Source organism: Bacillus sp. A015 (genome assembly GCF_053851875.1).
This window is the reverse complement of sequence record NZ_JBSPZB010000008.1, coordinates 29,836-46,644: the sequence shown is the minus strand read 5'-3', so window position 1 is coordinate 46,644 and position 16,809 is coordinate 29,836. Positions and strand designations below refer to the sequence as shown.

Annotated in this window: 16 protein-coding genes and 6 pseudogenes; 14 read left to right on the top strand and 8 right to left on the bottom strand. The window is 38.2% G+C overall.

Going from position 1 to position 16,809, the window contains the following annotated elements; all coding sequences use genetic code 11:
* Window positions 1–476 precede the first annotated feature (476 nt).
* The 6 genes and pseudogenes from ACSLGF_RS09185 (at window position 477) to ACSLGF_RS09160 (ending at window position 4,299) form a co-directional block, all read left to right on the top strand.
* Window positions 477–902, top strand: a complete 426-nt coding sequence (locus tag ACSLGF_RS09185) for an NUDIX hydrolase (RefSeq protein ID WP_456004568.1) — start codon at window positions 477–479, stop codon at window positions 900–902.
* 33 nt (window positions 903–935) lie between these two features.
* A pseudogene (locus ACSLGF_RS09180) lies at window positions 936–1,333 on the top strand (hypothetical protein).
* 92 nt (window positions 1,334–1,425) lie between these two features.
* Window positions 1,426–1,569, top strand: a complete 144-nt coding sequence (locus tag ACSLGF_RS09175) for a DUF3986 family protein (protein ID WP_456004566.1) — start codon at window positions 1,426–1,428, stop codon at window positions 1,567–1,569.
* Window positions 1,570–1,814: 245 nt separating this feature from the next.
* Entirely contained in the window at window positions 1,815–3,410 is a 1,596-nt protein-coding gene (locus tag ACSLGF_RS09170; RefSeq protein WP_456004764.1) for a T7SS effector LXG polymorphic toxin, read from the top strand.
* 13 nt (window positions 3,411–3,423) lie between these two features.
* Window positions 3,424–3,879 carry a hypothetical protein gene (locus ACSLGF_RS09165; RefSeq protein ID WP_456004563.1) on the top strand — a complete coding sequence of 152 codons (456 nt, stop codon included), beginning with the start codon at window positions 3,424–3,426 and terminating at the stop codon, window positions 3,877–3,879.
* A 121-nt stretch (window positions 3,880–4,000) separates the two neighbouring features.
* Window positions 4,001–4,299 (top strand): annotated as a pseudogene (locus tag ACSLGF_RS09160) (contact-dependent growth inhibition system immunity protein).
* Between the two features lie 381 nt (window positions 4,300–4,680).
* On the opposite strand, the pseudogene ACSLGF_RS09155 reads toward ACSLGF_RS09160, so the two are convergent.
* Together ACSLGF_RS09155 and ACSLGF_RS09150 are read right to left on the bottom strand one after the other, a co-directional pair.
* A pseudogene (locus ACSLGF_RS09155) lies at window positions 4,681–4,986 on the bottom strand (sigma factor-like helix-turn-helix DNA-binding protein); the annotation flags it as partial.
* A 1,116-nt stretch (window positions 4,987–6,102) separates the two neighbouring features.
* The gene (locus tag ACSLGF_RS09150) at window positions 6,103–6,801 is read right to left on the bottom strand and encodes a GNAT family N-acetyltransferase (protein WP_456004561.1); all 699 of its coding nucleotides are present in this window, start codon (window positions 6,799–6,801) and stop codon (window positions 6,103–6,105) included.
* 349 nt (window positions 6,802–7,150) lie between these two features.
* Here ACSLGF_RS09150 and pdxR point away from each other — a divergent pair, with 349 nt between their 5' ends.
* Together pdxR and ACSLGF_RS09140 are read left to right on the top strand one after the other, a co-directional pair.
* The gene (gene pdxR / locus ACSLGF_RS09145) at window positions 7,151–8,533 is read left to right on the top strand and encodes a MocR-like pyridoxine biosynthesis transcription factor PdxR (protein WP_456004557.1); all 1,383 of its coding nucleotides are present in this window, start codon (window positions 7,151–7,153) and stop codon (window positions 8,531–8,533) included.
* Between the two features lie 40 nt (window positions 8,534–8,573).
* A pseudogene (locus tag ACSLGF_RS09140) lies at window positions 8,574–8,823 on the top strand (recombinase family protein); the annotation flags it as partial.
* 99 nt (window positions 8,824–8,922) lie between these two features.
* Here the strand turns inward: ACSLGF_RS09140 and ACSLGF_RS09135 are convergent.
* From ACSLGF_RS09135 to sigK, 5 genes and pseudogenes are all read right to left on the bottom strand, one after another.
* Window positions 8,923–9,320: pseudogene (locus ACSLGF_RS09135) on the bottom strand (sigma factor-like helix-turn-helix DNA-binding protein); the annotation flags it as partial.
* Window positions 9,321–9,341: 21 nt separating this feature from the next.
* On the bottom strand, window positions 9,342–9,527 hold the full coding sequence (locus ACSLGF_RS09130; protein WP_456004554.1) for a hypothetical protein: 186 nt from the start codon (window positions 9,525–9,527) through the stop codon (window positions 9,342–9,344).
* Window positions 9,524–10,006: a hypothetical protein gene (locus tag ACSLGF_RS09125; protein WP_456004552.1), complete on the bottom strand. Its 483-nt coding sequence runs from the start codon at window positions 10,004–10,006 to the stop codon at window positions 9,524–9,526. The genes ACSLGF_RS09130 and ACSLGF_RS09125 overlap by 4 nt, the downstream gene beginning before the upstream one ends.
* 183 nt (window positions 10,007–10,189) lie before the next feature.
* Window positions 10,190–10,357: pseudogene (locus tag ACSLGF_RS09120) on the bottom strand (ImmA/IrrE family metallo-endopeptidase); the annotation flags it as partial.
* Window positions 10,358–10,500: 143 nt separating this feature from the next.
* Window positions 10,501–11,229 (bottom strand): RNA polymerase sporulation sigma factor SigK, encoded by a 729-nt coding sequence (gene sigK, locus ACSLGF_RS09115; RefSeq protein ID WP_456004761.1) that lies wholly within the window; start codon window positions 11,227–11,229, stop codon window positions 10,501–10,503.
* Window positions 11,230–11,460: 231 nt separating this feature from the next.
* On the opposite strand from sigK, the gene ACSLGF_RS09110 reads away from it, so the two are divergent.
* The 4 genes from ACSLGF_RS09110 (at window position 11,461) to ACSLGF_RS09095 (ending at window position 14,541) form a co-directional block, all read left to right on the top strand.
* A complete protein-coding gene (locus ACSLGF_RS09110; RefSeq protein ID WP_456004549.1) occupies window positions 11,461–12,582 on the top strand; it encodes a response regulator aspartate phosphatase in 1,122 nt (373 codons plus the stop codon).
* A gap of 178 nt (window positions 12,583–12,760) precedes the next feature.
* Window positions 12,761–13,501: a polysaccharide deacetylase family protein gene (locus tag ACSLGF_RS09105; RefSeq protein ID WP_456004546.1), complete on the top strand. Its 741-nt coding sequence runs from the start codon at window positions 12,761–12,763 to the stop codon at window positions 13,499–13,501.
* A gap of 83 nt (window positions 13,502–13,584) precedes the next feature.
* Window positions 13,585–14,313, top strand: a complete 729-nt coding sequence (locus ACSLGF_RS09100) for an SGNH/GDSL hydrolase family protein (RefSeq protein ID WP_456004544.1) — start codon at window positions 13,585–13,587, stop codon at window positions 14,311–14,313.
* Window positions 14,314–14,391: 78 nt separating this feature from the next.
* Window positions 14,392–14,541 (top strand): hypothetical protein, encoded by a 150-nt coding sequence (locus ACSLGF_RS09095; protein ID WP_180275482.1) that lies wholly within the window; start codon window positions 14,392–14,394, stop codon window positions 14,539–14,541.
* A gap of 135 nt (window positions 14,542–14,676) precedes the next feature.
* Here the strand turns inward: ACSLGF_RS09095 and ACSLGF_RS09090 are convergent, their stop codons facing one another.
* On the bottom strand, window positions 14,677–14,817 hold the full coding sequence (locus ACSLGF_RS09090) for a sporulation histidine kinase inhibitor Sda (protein ID WP_003217327.1): 141 nt from the start codon (window positions 14,815–14,817) through the stop codon (window positions 14,677–14,679).
* A 362-nt stretch (window positions 14,818–15,179) separates the two neighbouring features.
* Between ACSLGF_RS09090 and ACSLGF_RS09085 the strand changes: the two genes are divergently transcribed.
* Together ACSLGF_RS09085 and yqeH are read left to right on the top strand one after the other, a co-directional pair.
* Window positions 15,180–15,701: a YqeG family HAD IIIA-type phosphatase gene (locus tag ACSLGF_RS09085; protein ID WP_456004541.1), complete on the top strand. Its 522-nt coding sequence runs from the start codon at window positions 15,180–15,182 to the stop codon at window positions 15,699–15,701.
* A 2-nt stretch (window positions 15,702–15,703) separates the two neighbouring features.
* The gene (yqeH, locus tag ACSLGF_RS09080) at window positions 15,704–16,804 is read left to right on the top strand and encodes a ribosome biogenesis GTPase YqeH (RefSeq protein WP_099726578.1); all 1,101 of its coding nucleotides are present in this window, start codon (window positions 15,704–15,706) and stop codon (window positions 16,802–16,804) included.
* Window positions 16,805–16,809 lie beyond the last annotated feature (5 nt).

The following is a 16,809-nucleotide window of genomic DNA, read 5'->3' as shown; positions in this document are numbered from 1 at the left end:
GAGGATTCGCACCATTTTTTTCGACAAAAAACATCCATAGTTTTACATTTCATTCGTTTTCCCATTGGAAATCGAAAATTTTAAAAGAATAATATTTAAAATAATGTATAAAATGGTATAATTTACTTGAAAATGACTGTCGCACTCTACATGAGTGTATGATCGAAAGTCTAACTTACTATTTATGTTTAATTTTTAATTGGATGCTAAATTACCATTATTTTTCAAAATATAGTAAGTTTGCTCTTTTATATGTCTCAAAAGAGAAATGATATTTCCTGTAAATCCAATTAATACAATATGTAAAATGATGACGATCCACATGCAGACCTCCAGTTCGCTGATTGCTCTTTTTTTTCTGCCGCTTCAATTATTTCGTATCAAGGATACAGTATAATGAGAATGTATTGAAATGAACAGTTCGTTCCATATATTCGACTATTGAAGTGAATGGAAAATGATTGAGGGGGATTCATTTGAAACGAATAGACGTGGTTTCAGCTATTATTTATGACGTGGAAGAAAATATATTAATGGTCAAGAATGTAAAGGGATATTGGGAACTTCCTGGTGGTGCTGTGGAAAAAGGTGAACACTTGCAGCAGGCTGTCATCCGTGAAGTGAGAGAAGAGACAGGGTATTTAGTAAAAATAAATGAACTTCATTCGATTCGAGAAGCATTCTTTCAAGATAAAATGCATCATGCACTCATCGTGACCTTCTTTGCTGAAATCATTGGCGGACAGATGAACATTCTAGATCCGGATCATGATATTGAAGAAGTAAAATGGGTAAGCACTCAAACTGCTCAAAAGCTAAATCCAAAGCTATTCAGCATGCTAAAATTAAACCAACAGACACATGCATTTTATGAATTTGAAAGAAATAGAACAATTGGTTAAGTTGTTGGTGAATAGGTACGAAGGTGAGATTTTATGTTTTTGTATTATGGCCCCACAGGAGCGCCAGTAGAAAATCCGGGAGAAGATTTAATGAAAAATATCTTCTTTCAAAAGGGTGAAGATTATTGGAAACAAGGGAATGGCGAATCTTCGATTGAAATTGAAGGAGAGGAATATGAAAGTCTTGTTTTCTTTTATAATGAACCTTATTAGTTTTTTTATATTGAGATATCCCAGATTTTTTGGTCCCTTATAAAAAGGTAGAAAAGATAGAAACAATTGAGCATTTTGTGGCAGGAGCGCCATTGTATGTGCCATCGTGGCAGCTATGTAAATCGAGATGAAGCCTATCAAATCATTCAACATTTTCTAAAGACAAAATGATGCCTGATTTTGTTGAATGGGTAGAGTTGAGAAATATTGATTTTTAATATGATGTGTAAAGTTAGATGATCCATGAATTGGCACTTTTTAAAAACACATTCATCTTGGTTTTTATATGTTGTTTCTAAGGAGAGAGTGAATGATTCTTAAACTAGACGCTACAATGCATTTACATGTAGGTTATTATGAAAATAATTTGGATTATGAAGGTGTATTTTTTAAAAATTTAGATTCGGATAAATGGTTATTGTTTTTTGATCACGAAGCTACGGTATACATATGAATGGAAGAAATGAAAGATACGATGATTTAGATTTTTTAGTAGTATTTACAAAATTAATGACAATCAAATTAATGAAGAAGTAATAAATTATTTGAACGATTTTTAAAAGAAACGATATAATCTAAGCTTAAAATAGCACTCAGTAGCTTTGGCGAATGCTGTTTTTGTATCTTTATTCCTATTTAATGACAAGTTTTGTGTTGGTAAAATTGACCTTGTCAATGAATAGGAGGGAGTGAGTTCTTCTGGAGAAGATACTTGATGCTAAAGCACTAACGAGTGCCATGGATACAAGGGCAAAACACTATCAGGAACTCCGTGAACAAATGGTAGATTTAAAAAAGGCACTACAAGGCGTGGCCAATCTCGGCGATGATTTCACTGGAAAAGGTGCCGATAACATAAAAAGCTTCTATAAAGAACTAGCAGGAAATGTGGACATGTTTATCAGTTTCATTGATAAGCAAAAAGCCTTTCATGAGGGTGTTTCTGGGACACTTGATGATACAAACTTTGGCGGCGATACCTTTGTAGAAGAACACTTTTTAGACAACGCTGTTCATATGGGCATCAAAAACGCCAAAAGTATTGTAAAGGATCAAAAAAAAGCACTCAAAACCATTTTTCAAGACATCGATGACCTCATTTCTCTAGAAGTATTTGATAGCAAAACCATTGATGAAAAGATCGAAGATGCAGAAGACGAACGGAAAAAGACGGTTAAAGATTTGATAGATCTTGATCAACATTTAAAAGATGAATATGCTTTGTCAGAGACTGAGGAGAAGGCTACAATGGCATTGTACGCAGAAATGATGAATGCCACAAATGACGGAAAAGCCATTTCGCCTATGAATTTTGACAAGAAAGCGTATCAAAATAGCGAAATCTACAAGGTAAAAAGCGATATTGAGAAGCAAACTTCTGAATATCTGAAGATCAAAAAAGAACAAGAAGAAGCTCGCGAGATCGCAAAGGAACAAGAAGACCTCGCCAACCGTCCTTGGTATGAAAAAGCCCTCGATTATGGCGGGAATATTGTGAATGAGCTGACCGGTGTGAACGATGCAAAACGTGCCGCAACAGGCGTTGATCCGATCACAGGCGAGGAGCTTACCGCAGGACAACGTGTCGCCGCAGGCGGCATGGCAGCAGCCGGATACATCCCTATTGTCGGCTGGGCAGGGCGCATTTTCAAAGGCGGAAAGGCTGTCTATAAAACAACCCAAGCCACATCAGCCGCAGTCAGAGCGGTTGACGTTTACAAGACCTCACAAAAATCCTTTGACGCCTTAAAAACATCTCAAAAAGGCTTATATGGCCTTACCGCCACCAATGGCTTTAGCGAAGCGATTACGGGAAGAGACATGTTTGGAAACAAAATCTCAAAAGAACAGCAGGAAGCCAGCATGAATGCGGCACTTGGAATGCTTTTGCCGTTTGGGGCGAAAGGGTTTCTTGGGAAGATGGGAATAAAGGCTCAAGGTTCCGAAGGGTTTAATAGAAAAAGAGCTTTAAGGTACGCTAAGGATTTAGGTGGAATACCGAGATCACAACAACCTACTCGTCAATGGCAAGTAGGAGAAAATGTTTTTAAGAAGGGGCAGGAACATAGTAACTATGAGTACAGTTCTAACCATACTCATCATGGCCGTTACTATGAATTTGATACACCAAAAGGAAAAAGGGTTATTGTACAACATACCAATGACGGGAAATTACACACTCACGCAGGGAAACCAAAAGAGGGTACCAATCCATTTAATTATGATTTTAAGAAAGAAAGATATTCTAATATTTATGGACCAGATGGTGATCATCATATTTATTACAATGAATAGTGAGGAATGAAGAATGTTATATCAAAATGAAAAAATACAGAAAAAAATAGCCATGATGAATGCCAAAAAGAAGATAAATCAATTAGCGTATGTTGAGTTGACTGATTTTGAAGATGATAATTCTCAATGGCTTAATTTATGTGAAACAGTATTAAAGCAATTTCGACAAATAAACTCCACGCCATCCGATAGTTTAACAATTACTGATAATAAAGCAATTATGGCTTGGGTAAAAAATTCTTTAGATTTTCTGAAAGAGAAAAAAGAATGGTTTATATTAGTTGTAAATGATCCTTTTCCAGTTTGGGCTAACGTGAGAGCTTTGGATTTCGATAAGGCAATTGAAGAACTTTGGGAAGGTTCAGAGAATCACAACGTGATTGTAGCGGATAAAGTAACAGGTAAAATTGCTCAGATATACTCAGAAGAAAAGCATTTTGAACTTCATATAGGAAAATGCGAGATCTAACAATTTAATTTATATTAATGGAGAAAAGATTTAACGAAAAATCGTATTTACAACTGAGTAAATTGAAATATTTAACTAATTTTTTAATTTAATTCTGAAATTTGGAAAGAAGGGGGATAAAATGAATGAGAGTCACAGTTATTTAGAGGAGTTAGAAGAATTTTTAGGTGGAACATTTCATCAGGATATCGATTCACCAGAAGAAGCGCTAGATGAGTTTATAAACGAAGCTAGCAAAGAATGTCTGCTGTCTACTATAAAGGATTGTCAGGATTTTTTGAATAGTACTTTAACAATACAAAAAAAGAAAGCTTTATCGAAAATAATGCAGAAATCTACTTCCCATCGATCTCATTTAACCCTCTACAGTGGTTAAATAAATTAATAGAGGAAATGAAAGAAGCATTGAAAATGAAGTAACAAAGTAACACATTGAACCTTGATGGCTAATGCCTTTCGAGGTTTTTTGTTTGCTGAATGTTGAATCCAACCAAGAAAAAGCCAAAATAAAGAGAGGTTTTTTTATAGAACTATCGTACGTTAGGGAGGGCAAAACGGTCGGAACATTTCGGGAGAAGGAGTAACATCCGGAACCTGATCATCTTAGACGAAATATTTACATTGATTGGTGTTCGCTTTTTTATTGCGAGGCGTCTCAAATATCAAATACGGAACAAAAGGATGGTGACGTATGTGGGCTATACGAAACTTTAAAAAGGACGTAAAGACAAAATAAAAACAGACCTAACGATGTCTGTTTTTAACCATAATTTAGAAAATAGGTTATTTTGAAATCTGTCATCACTTCCCCTTCTCCCGCTTCCGTTTCTCCTTCTCCGCCCGGTAAAACTCTTGAAACATCTTCATTAGCGCGCGCTTCTCAATCCGAGACACATAGCTCCGCGATATCCCAGGCTCCTTCGCTATTTCTCGCTGCGTTTTCTCTTTCTTTAAATCAAGGCCGAATCGGCCGACGATGACTTCTTTTTCTCGGCCATCGAGAATGTCGATATACTCCTTTACTTTTTCAAGCTCCATATTGAACTGAATCGTATCAATCACATCTTCACTTTCTGATTTTAAGACATCAATTAATGAAATTTCATTGACTCCCAGAGGTTATCCGTTTTTGTTAAATTAAAGCGATAAAGAGTTTGGCTATTTTTGCTCAAATAAAGTTTAAGGTAAATCACCAGTAGACACTAGTGCAACAATAATTGAACGAGGCAGGAATGAAATACCCAAGCCGGCACTCTACTAGTAATGTGAATATTAACAAGTTTTCGTTCGCAGAAAAAGGCAATAGGGCACCGCAATTTAAATTTTCAGTGAGACCGCAATAACTTTTTGATTTGCATGGCAACTCTCTCAATGGGTAATTAAGCAGTATTGGGAGATTAGTTTATTAAAATTCACTTTGTTGATGCAGACAGTGCTTCAAATGGTGGTTTCAAAATTGCCGCAGATCGAGTTGGTGCATAAAGAGGAAGGTGATTAGACCTTCCTTTTTTATTTGGATGGATTCCTGAACTTGTGCCCATTTTGTGCTTAAAATGAATATAAAACTGTGTAAATGGATGTAATGAATGACTTCAAATTTACTGAGGGCCTAATGGACGAAGTAATTGTCCGAGAAAACACTAGTGGTTTCAAACTATCGGTGTTTTTTATTTGCCTCATATTATTGGGGTAGTCCCACTTACATAAAGTTCTTTTATGCCCCTTAGAGAATATACATGTAAAAATATTTTTTATACGGGGGATTATATGAAGTTGCAAGGGAGGATAAGTTTAAGCGTTGGTTGGATAACTTTGTTTCTAATGGGTACTGATTTATTTGTGGTATCCCCATTATTACCGTTTATTTCAGAGGTATATAAAGTTAGTGCATCGACCACGAAGTGTAACTGGCATTAGCATGGTGTCACATACTTTAAATTACATAATTTAGTTTGTTTTGCAACGTATCTTTTACTTTAACATTGCTTTCAGAGAGTTGAATATATTTAGTGATTAAGAGTTGTATTTGTCCCGATGAATCTCCATTGACAATGACAAGTGGAATTACATAACATTTCCAGTGCGATTTCAGCTACTGTTGGGTGATTCTTGTCTGTTGGTAATGTCCCTATAGCAACACTGTGTGACCAGAGAAAACTTCGAGAGTAAGAAGCCACGGATCTGTTTCGAAACATCATAAAAATGGATAAAGTAATTTCTTGTTCAAAACTGGTTGTCTAGTTTTGAAATTTGATTTCCATATTCATCAAAATTGCTTTCCAAAAGCCACTTTTCGAACCGATTTTTTATATTGGGCCATTCTTTATCAATTATCGAAAACCAAGCTGTATCTCTATTTCTTTGTTTGTATACAAGTGCTTGCCTAAAAGTTCCTTCATATTGAAATCCCAATCTTAGAGCTGCCTTTCTAGAAGGATCGTTTAAACTATCACACTTCCATTCATAACGTCTATAGTGCAGCTCTTCGAATACGTAACGCGCCAGTAGAAACTGTGCTTCAGTAGCAATTCTAGTTTTTTTTAGTCTTTCAGAGTATATTACATGTCCAACTTCCACTGAACTATTTTCGATATTGATCCTCATTAGTGAAAAAGAGCCCAGTGCCTCGTTAGTGTCATTGTCAACTATTGCATAGTAAAAAGGGTCTTCTGATTTTATTAATTTTAATAAGAAAATTTCGAATTCCTTTTCACTTGTAAATTTTTCGGTTGGCAGATAGGTCCAATGTTTATCGTCACTATCGGGCCCATAAACATTTTTGTACAGATCATCAAAATGCTTCATTGATACCTTTTCTAACGTACAGTATTTTCCTGCTATTGTGTTTCTTGTTGGAACTAGTGGATGTTGATACCCCTCAACTGGCTCACCGATTTTTTGTCCAAATTGGTTAATTTGCATACTTAACATATCCTTTCTTAGATCAACCTACGAAGTAGGGAACTTATGCTTGTTAATATTACATTGAATGTTTAATAAGATTGATTTCTCTCACTTTTGGGGATTCCATCAGCGTAAGAATTCTCCCAATAAAGTACCTAGTTCAAGAATAATCCAAACAATTTATCCGATCGTATCTTGAGTAAAATCAATCCTCTTATTATCTGTACATATTAAATTTCTTGGCGGATCTTATGCATTTTTTTATCCCAACTTTCTTTATAAATGATAAAATCATTTTAGAAAATTTCTGTGCCTAATAAAAGTGACAGAATTTTAAAAAACAATAGGGACAGATGGAGGGTTAACAGTGGAAATTACCCCATTTTTACATAGGGAGTCGTCTGAGCCGTTATATAGTCAATTGTATCATTGGATTAAGAATGAAATTGAGGAAGGTAGGCTCTTGCCAGGAATGAAGATGCCATCAATTCGTCAGCTAACGGCTCATTTAAAGGTTAGCCGAAACACGGTTGAGACAGCATATCAGCAGCTACAATCAGAGGGGTACCTAGAAAGTGTCCCTAAAAGTGGAATATGGGTAGCTGAGATTGAGAAACCTTTACTACATCCGATTGTAGTGGAACATCCTATTAGGTTGGAAAGTATACAATCAAGCGAGGTCCTTGTGGATTTTAAATATGGAAACATCGATCTTGACAAGTTTCCCTTGAAGCAGTGGAAAAAATGTCTGTCAGACGCAGTTGATCAAGTATTTCATTATGGGGAAAATCAGGGTGACTTTGCATTGAGGAGAGAGATTTCAAACTATCTACTGCAATCCAGAGGTGTACGCTCTACACCAGAACAGATTCTTGTAACGGCCGGAACACAAGCCTCCATGGCGTTAATCTGCCGTCTTTTAGTACTCCAGGAAAAAACCGTGGCCATGGAAGAACCCGGTTACAGTGGAGTTCGATCAGTCTTAAAAGACCAAGGATGCCAAATTGAACCAGTTCCTCTTGAGAAGGACGGATTGTCAATGGAGCATATTCAAATGAGCAAGGCAAAAGCCGCGTATTTAACGCCTTCTCACCAATTTCCATTTGGTATGATTATGTCCATATCGAAAAGAATGAGTTTACTAAAATGGGCTTATCAAACTGGGGGATACATTATTGAGGATGATTATGACAGCGAGTTTCGATACAGGGGACAGCCGATTCCTTCACTGAAATCCTTGGATGAAGAGGAAAGGGTTATTTATTTAGGTACATTTTCTAAATCATTTCTACCTTCAGCCCGATTAAGTTATATTGTATTTCCATCTTCTCTAATGGTTCAATATTCACGAAAGTTCGCAGCTTACAAACAATCTGCCTCTCCTATTATTCAGAGGGCTATGGCCCTGTTTATGCAATCCGGTGAATTCGAGAGGCATATACGAAGAATGCGCAAGATTTATCAAAGAAAACATCAGACTCTGTTAAGGAGCATTGAACAGTATATGGGCACTCAAGTAAAAATTGTTGGAGAAAAGTCAGGCTTACATATCTTATTGAAACTAAAAGGCGTAGCAGCCTACGAGTTGATCGAAGCTGGTTTCCAAAAAGGTGTCAAAGTTTATTCTCCGTCAAGGTTTTGGCTTCATCCAAATCCCGAAGGTGATTCCTATATCATGTTGGGATTTGGTGGATTATCAATTGAAGAAATTGAAAATGGAGTCAGATTACTCGCTAGCTGCCTCCCATGAAGAGGGAGAACAGTAAGTAATAAACATATAGGCTTAAAGAATGATGGCGATATATGTAGGGTATCGACCGAGGAACAAGCGATCAAGGGATCAAGCATCGACAGCCAGATCGAGGCCTGTATAAAGAAAGCAGGGACTAAGGATGTGCTGAAGTATGCCGATGAAGGATTTTCTGGTGAGCTTTTAGAACGTCCGGCTTTGAATCGCTTGAGGGAGGGTGCAAGTAAAGGACTTATAAGCAAGTCATTTGTTACGATCCTGACCGACTTTCTCGGAGAGTTTATCATCGATGACAAAAAATGTTTTTAATAACACTTTCCTATATTTCTTTTAAAAGAAACTTTAATGAAATAGAGAAAGCCGGAATATTAGATCCGGCCTCTTCTAAATTATTTCCCCTTAGCCTTCTTCCGCTTCTCCTTCTCAGCCCGGTAAAACTCATGAAACATCTTCATTAGCGCGGGCTTTTCAATTCGCGACACATAGCTCCGCGAAGTCCCGAGTTCCTTTGCGATTTCGCGCTGCGTTTTTTCTTTCTTCAAATCAAGGCCGAAGCGGCCAACAATGACTTCTTTTTCTCTGCCGTCCAGGATGTCGATGTATTTTTTTACTTTTTCAAGCTCTATGTTGAGCTGGATCATGTCGATGACGTCTTCGTTTTCAGATTTGAGGACGTCGATGAGCGAAATTTCGTTGCCTTCTTTATCCTGACCGATGGGGTCATGCAGGGAGACATCCTTTTTTGTTTTTTGAACGCGCGTAAATGCATGAGAATCTCGTTATTAATGTCAAAAGGGGGTTGCGTAATTTAAAGATCGAATTTAACTTTTAATCCATCATGCAATAATTCAGGTTTGTCATCTAGATATACATCACTTAAGTGAAGTGTGATTGAACTCAAATCCGAAACATCATCCACAAGTAAAGGAACTAAAACCATACCTTCATTTTCGACTTTACCATAAAAAGAACCAACACCTGTTTCCGTAGTCAAATTAAACTCATTGACTTTGATTTGTTTTTTGGTATTAGTGGTAATAACATCAACACCAGTAAACAAAACATTTTTATCAGAAGTGTTTTCAATCGTATAAGTGATTTGTATTCTATTCTATGATATATATCTTTTTTATATTTACTATAAGAAAGATACTCTTTATCTTTTTCACCTAAATCACTGTATTCAAATACTTTAACATCTTTTATTTTCATCTTAATAGGGCTTAAATCTATTTCTTTTTGTTTGTTGTTTATCTTTTTCAAAGTAAGAGTTGAGTCATTTTCATCTTTCTTCCATTGGCCAATTTCGGTTAGAAGTCCTGATGTTGGTTTATTCTCTTTTTGTGTTGATTCCTTTGAAGCCTCTTTACTCGTTTCTTCTTTTTTTGCCGGCTCAGTTGAGCTGTTAGTGTTACCACAAGCAGTTAGAACTGCCATAAAGCATAAGAATAAAATTAGTTTAGCTTTTTTCATTAGTCTGCACCTTTCTATATACACATTTTAGAAATACAGGGATTATTATAATATAAAAAATATTGAAATGTTGATTTTCGACAAAAGCAGACAAAATATTTGTGACTTATAGCATGGGTTTAAAGTCATGAAACGTTCGACAACGAATTCATTTGTAAAATTATTATAAGCTTGAATAGCTTTTATTTTTCTAAGCATGAATGTTGGAATACAAAACTTATATGCAAACCGCTTTGCCTGCATTTCCTGCAACTCTCTAAATAGTGGGGGCATGATTAATTGATTTCCTTCATGTCTTAATGCATGACAAAGTTCATGACCAAAATCTTGCCATTGTTCTTGAGGGCTAAGGCGATTATCAATGATAATGGTTTCGTCATAGTACCGGCTGCTAATATTTAAGAATTCGACTTTTAGGTAGAAACTAAAGTAGAGTAGAGCGAAATAAAAAACAGACCTAATTTAGTCTGTTTTTTATCACGCAGATCTTCAAATCACTTCCCCTTCTCCCGCTTCCGTTTCTCCTTCTCCGCCCGGTAAAACTCTTGAAACATCTTCATCAGCGCGCGCTTCTCAATCCGGGACACATAGCTCCGCGATATCCCAAGCTCTTTCGCTATTTCTCGCTGCGTTTTCTCTTTCTTTAAATCAAGGCCGAACCGCCCGACGATGACTTCTTTTTCTCGGCCATCGAGAATGCCGATATACTCCTTTACTTTTTCAAGCTCCATGTTGAGCTGAATGGTATCAATCACATCTTCATTTTCAGATTTTAAGACATCAATTAATGAAATTTCGTTGCCTTCTTTATCCTGACCGATGGGGTCATGCAGAGAGACATCTTTTTTTGTTTTTTTGAGCGCACGTAAATGCATGAGGATTTCGTTCTCAATACACCGCGCAGCATACGTTGCCAGCTTTGTTCCTTTTCCAGAGGAATAGCTTTCAATGGCTTTAATGAGTCCGATCGTCCCGATGGAGATGAGGTCTTCAGCGTCTTCCCCGGTATTTTCAAATTTCTTTACAATATGGGCGACGAGCCGAAGGTTATGTTCAATCAGCATGTTTCTCGCGTGTTCATCGCCCTGTGCCATGAGGGCTAAGTATTTTTTTTCATCATCTCCCGAAAGGGGCTGTGGAAAGGCATTGTTTTTGACATAGGACACTAAAAACACCAATTCTTTGACCATCAATCCCATCGCTGTAAATACTCCTGCCACGATTTTCACCTCCACCATGTTTAGGCCACTGCCTATATCCTCAAATGTATGTGAAGGGGGGATTGTCTGTGTCTGTACGATGAAAAAATCACCTTTTTCGAAAAAAACGTGCTTCTGTTCGTATGATTTTGCTGCCCTTCTCATATGTTTGCGGTTTCTTTGCGGTGCTTGGCGGTCAAGAAGCGTGCTAAAATATGTAATATTAGACCGAAAAGGAAGGGGTTTTTTCGGAACATGGGGAAGGTTCTTTCTTCACATGTAGGTATGAAAATTAATGAATGGTATCGGATGATACGGCAGTTCAGTGTGCCAGATGCTGAAATCCTGAAAGCGGAAGTAGAAGCGGAAATTGAACGTATGGAAGAGGACCAGCATTTACTGATTTATTATCAGCTCATGTGTTTTCGACACCAAATCATGCTCGACTATATACACCCTTCAAAATATCAACCTTTCTCAGTATCTAATCTTGTCGATAAAATCGAAAATTCCAATCATGAGTTATCTGATATGCTGCATTATTACCATGCATTTTTTCGTGGCATGCATGAGTTTAGTCAAAAAGAATATTTAGAAGCCGTCAAATATTATCGAGTGGCAGAAAAACAGCTGTCGATGGTATTTGATGATATTGAGCAAGCTGAGTTTCATTTTAAAGTAGCAGAAGCCTACTATATTATGAAACAAACGCATGTCTCCATGCACCATATTTTAAAGGCGCTTGAAATATACGATCAGCAGGATGCGTATGCCATCCGCATTATTCAGTGCCTCTTTGTCATCTCAGGAAATTATCAAGATTTAAAACGTAAAGATCGAGCGCTGCCTCATTTGAAAAAAGCAAAACAGCTCGCATCTCAAATTGATCACCCGCGCATATACAGTTCAGCTCTTTACAATTTAGGTAAATGTTATGGAGAGCTTGGCTATTTAGAGGAAGCGGAACGATATTTAACAGAATCGGCTGATCTTGCCCGCAAAGAGGTGCTTCCCACGCTTCCTCATACGCTCTATACGCTGGCGAAGCTTCTTTTTAGACAAAACGAACAGGCGCATGCACTGCGTATTTTAGAAGATGGGAAATTAGCCGCAAAGAAGCATGAAGACCAGCTGTTCTGTCATATGTTTGAGTATCTGGATGCTTTATATGTTCAGGAAATCAATGAAGAACAACTGCAAAAAACCATTGATTATTTGGAAAAACTTAGCCTATACTCTTATATAGAGGATATCTCACTAGAAATTGCGACAGCCTTAGAAGCCTCTCAACAATACCAGAAGTCCAACCAGTATTATCAGAAATTATTATGGGCTCAAAATCAAATCCAAGAAGGAGAGTGTCTGTATGAATTCTAAGCAACGTTCGACAGTTGAAGAGAGAAACCAAACGTGAAACAAAAAGCGGGCCTGCATGGCCGGCTTTTTTTATGTAGAAAAAGAGGTCAGCGAGGCGCAGACATCATCATGAACCCTGCATGAATTCATCTGAAAGCGGGCATTTTAATCTATAATGATGTTCTGTGGAGGCGGTCTGATGAAAGGGTTGCATGTCTTTGTGTGTGTCTTGTTATTATGCACTTTTGTTCCTAATGAAATAGAGGCACGAACATTAAAAAGAGTCGACCTGGAAAAAACGGGACGGGCCTTTTGGGATATGAGAGAGGAACGGAAAAAGATTGCGTTAACCTTTGATGATGGGCCTCATCCGGTGTACACGAATCAAATTTTGGATGTGCTGAGGGAGCATGAAGTGAATGCCAGCTTTTTTGTCGTAGGGAGCCGAATTCGTTCGTATCCAGAGATTGCGAAGCGGATTGTGGGGGAGGGAAATGAGCTCGGCAATCATACGATGAACCATATATATTTTGACCTTTTATCATCAAAGGAAATTAAGCAGGAGCTAAAAGAATCAGCGGCTCATATCGCTTCACTCCAGCCAGGCGGTCCTTTATTATTTCGTCCTCCTGGTGGCAGGCTGACGATGAAGTCATTCCGCATTCTTTCAAAGCAAGGATACGATGTGGTCATGTGGTCCTTCACGCAAGATCCGAAGGACTGGTCAAGACCAGGCTCGCACAAAATTGCAAGCCGTATTATTGATCATATTCAGGGCGGCGATATCATCCTTTTACATGATGGCGGTGGAAATCGGAAGCAAACGGTAGAAGCGCTCAAACAGGTGGTTCCTGAATTAAAGGATAGAGGCTATGAATTTGTGAAAGTAAGCGAACTGCTGCATCATGACAGAGCATATCTGCCTGTTCATTTTCAATAGGAAGAATTTGTCAAAAACAGTCATCATTGAAACCAAAAGTCTTGTCGTTTACTATATGAAGAGGGCTTTTGGAGGTGAATGTTGTGAAGAAATATGTTTTCCTTTTCATCCTGCTGTGTGTCGCTGCCGGATGCTCAAAACCAGTACAAGAAAGCGTTATTGCATTCGGCGACAGTAATACAAGAGGATCAAACTGGGACTTTCGAGATTATCCAGCATCTGAAAAATGGGTGAATCTCATGAAAAACGTCGAGCGCGGCCAAATACAAGTGAAGAATGCAGGGGTTGGCGGGCAGACGACTGAAGACGCGAAGCTTCGCTTTGAGCAGGATATTTTAAAGCAGAAACCAACTTACGTCCTCATCATGTTCGGTACGAATGATGCGGCGATTTTAGACGGGAAACATCCCCGAGTCACAAAAAAACGATTTAAAGAAAATGTATCCTACTTCATTTCTGAAAGTAGAAAAGAAGGGATTACCCCGATTCTCATGACCTGTGTACCTGTCGTAGAAGGAGGGAAAAAGGGCTTATATTATTACTCGCGGTATAAGTCATCTTATTTTGCTGAGAGAGGCGGGGCAAGAGCTTGGCAAAACTCATATAATGACATCACAAGAGAAGTAGCTAAAAATCAGCAAGTTCCACTTGTCGACAATTGGAAAGCTTTCATCCGAGAAGCTGGTGAGGATAGTGACAACGCTTTGATTCAGTCAGGTTTAATCGACCCTTCTGGCAATCATATGACACCAAAAGGGGCGAGAATCATTTATAACGAAATGAAAGAGCGTGAAGTCATCAAACATTTTTAAATGATGGCCATTCGCCTAAACAAGACCACCCAGCCAGCATAGTCTAACAGTATATCTTCCTATAAGGAGGTAACTGATATGTGGGGATGTCCTTATCCTTACCCTGCGTGTTCGCCTTATCCAGCTCAAGGAGCAGGAATCGGTTACGCTTTTCTTGTTGTGTTCCTTGTTGTCATTTTGGTCGTAGGCGGAGGGTTATGGTTTTGGAACGAACAGTCTTGCAAATAAGACACCTCTTCTTTGATAAGAAGGGGTGTTTTTTACGGAAAATAGTAGTAAGCCTATAGCGCAAGTGATATAATATCAGTCACCTGAGTTTAAAAAAGGAGAGTGCTCGGGAGGCATGGTTCCTGTGATATGGAATTAAGAGGAAACAGAGAGCATATGCCCGAGCGAACGTCTTTTCATTTCTGTCTCAATTAATTCAATGAAGTCGCGATTTAAGTTCATTTCATTTGCTTTATAATATGATTCTATAAGTAAATCATCTGACAGCTTTTTCATACTAGAAACCCATATGATGGGAAAAACACCTCCCCTGAAAAAGTTGGCATAAAACTTGAGGAAAAGACATATCATCATAGGTTGATCGAATGTCTTCGAAGTACCTTTAATCTACCATGAAAGGGAAACAAGAACAATCGTTCTGTTATCCACATGGTTAAGTGGATAACTTGTGGGTAGAGTGTTTATAATTGAATGAAAGCGTGATGAAATATAGGTGGATAATGTGTGTAAAATTATCCACACCTGTTGAAGGTCCTCATCATATGTCGAAAACTTTTTCGTTGTATTCGATAGACAGACAAATTATGATTTGATTCGACACAATCGCTGAAAAACCAATGGAAGAAAGGGTGCAAATTGTGCTAAAGAAGTATTTCTTACCGGATGAATTTGTGAAAAGTATTTTCCACATTTCACCGCAAAAACTAAAAGAACGAAATGTAAAAGGAATTATTACCGATTTAGATAACACACTAGTAGAATGGGACCGCCCAAGTGCGACACCCCGTTTAATTGAATGGTTTCAAAAGATGAAAGATCACGGGATACAAGTGACAATTGTATCGAACAATAATGAAAAAAGGGTCAAGCTTTTTTCTGAGCCGGTTCACATCCCGTTTATTTATAAAGCGAGAAAGCCTATGGGAAGAGCCTTTAATAAGGCAGTCGCTGATATGCAATTGAAAAAAGAAGATGTGGTCGTCATTGGGGATCAGCTCATGACAGATGTGCTTGGCGGGAACAGGCATGGCTTCCATACGATTTTGGTCGTTCCTGTTGCAGCGTCGGACGGATTTTTCACAAAGTTTAACAGGCAGATTGAACGCAGAATTTTAGGAGCCTTAAAGCGTAAGGGCCACATTCAGTGGGAGGAAGAGTAATAATGGAAAAGGTTGTTTGTATTGGCTGCGGTGTAGCCATTCAGACGGAAGATAAAGATCAATTAGGATATGCGCCGGCAGCATCTCTATTGAAAGAAGATGTGATCTGCCAGCGCTGTTTTAGGTTAAAGAACTACAATGAAATTCAAGATGTTTCTTTAACAGAAGACGACTTTTTAAATATTTTACACAGCATTGGCGAGACAGATTCTCTCATTGTAAAGGTCGTTGATATTTTTGACTTTAACGGAAGCTGGATCAATGGGCTGAGCCGTATTGTCGGTGGTAATCCAATTTTACTTGTCGGCAACAAAGTGGATATTTTACCGAAATCAGTGAAAAAAGATCGCCTTGTTCATTGGATGAAACGGGAAGCAAAAGAAAACGGATTAAACCCAATCGATGTTTTCTTAATCAGTGCAAGCAGAGGTCAAGGCGTGCCTGAGGTGATGGAAGCGATCGACCATTACCGTGAGGGGAGAAATGTCTATGTCGTCGGCTGTACGAACGTTGGGAAGTCAACATTTATCAATCGAATCATCAAAGAAGTGTCTGGAGAAGAGAACGTCATCACCACATCCCAATATCCAGGTACAACTCTTGATGCAATTGAAATTCCGCTTGATGACGGGTCTGCTTTATTCGATACGCCGGGCATCATCAATCGCCATCAAATGGCGCACTATGTCAGTAAAAATGACTTGAAGATTTTAACGCCGAAAAAAGAATTGAAACCGAGAACGTTCCAATTAAATGAAGCCCAAACGCTTTATTTTGGCGGGCTTGCTCGATTTGACTATGTAAAAGGCGGCAGAACATCATTTGTCTGCTATATGCCAAATGAGCTCAACATTCACCGGACAAAGTTAGAGAATGCAGATGACTTATATGAAAAACATGCAGGAGAACTGCTATCACCGCCATCAAAAGAGGGAATGGAAGATTTTCCTCCGCTCGTTCCGCATACCTTTACCATTGATCAGCCGAAAATGGATATCGTCTTTTCAGGATTAGGATGGGTGACAGCGAATGATGCAGGAAAGCAAATCAAAGTCTATGCGCCAAAAGGCGTTCATGTGTTTATGAGACGTTCGTTAATTTAAACGTT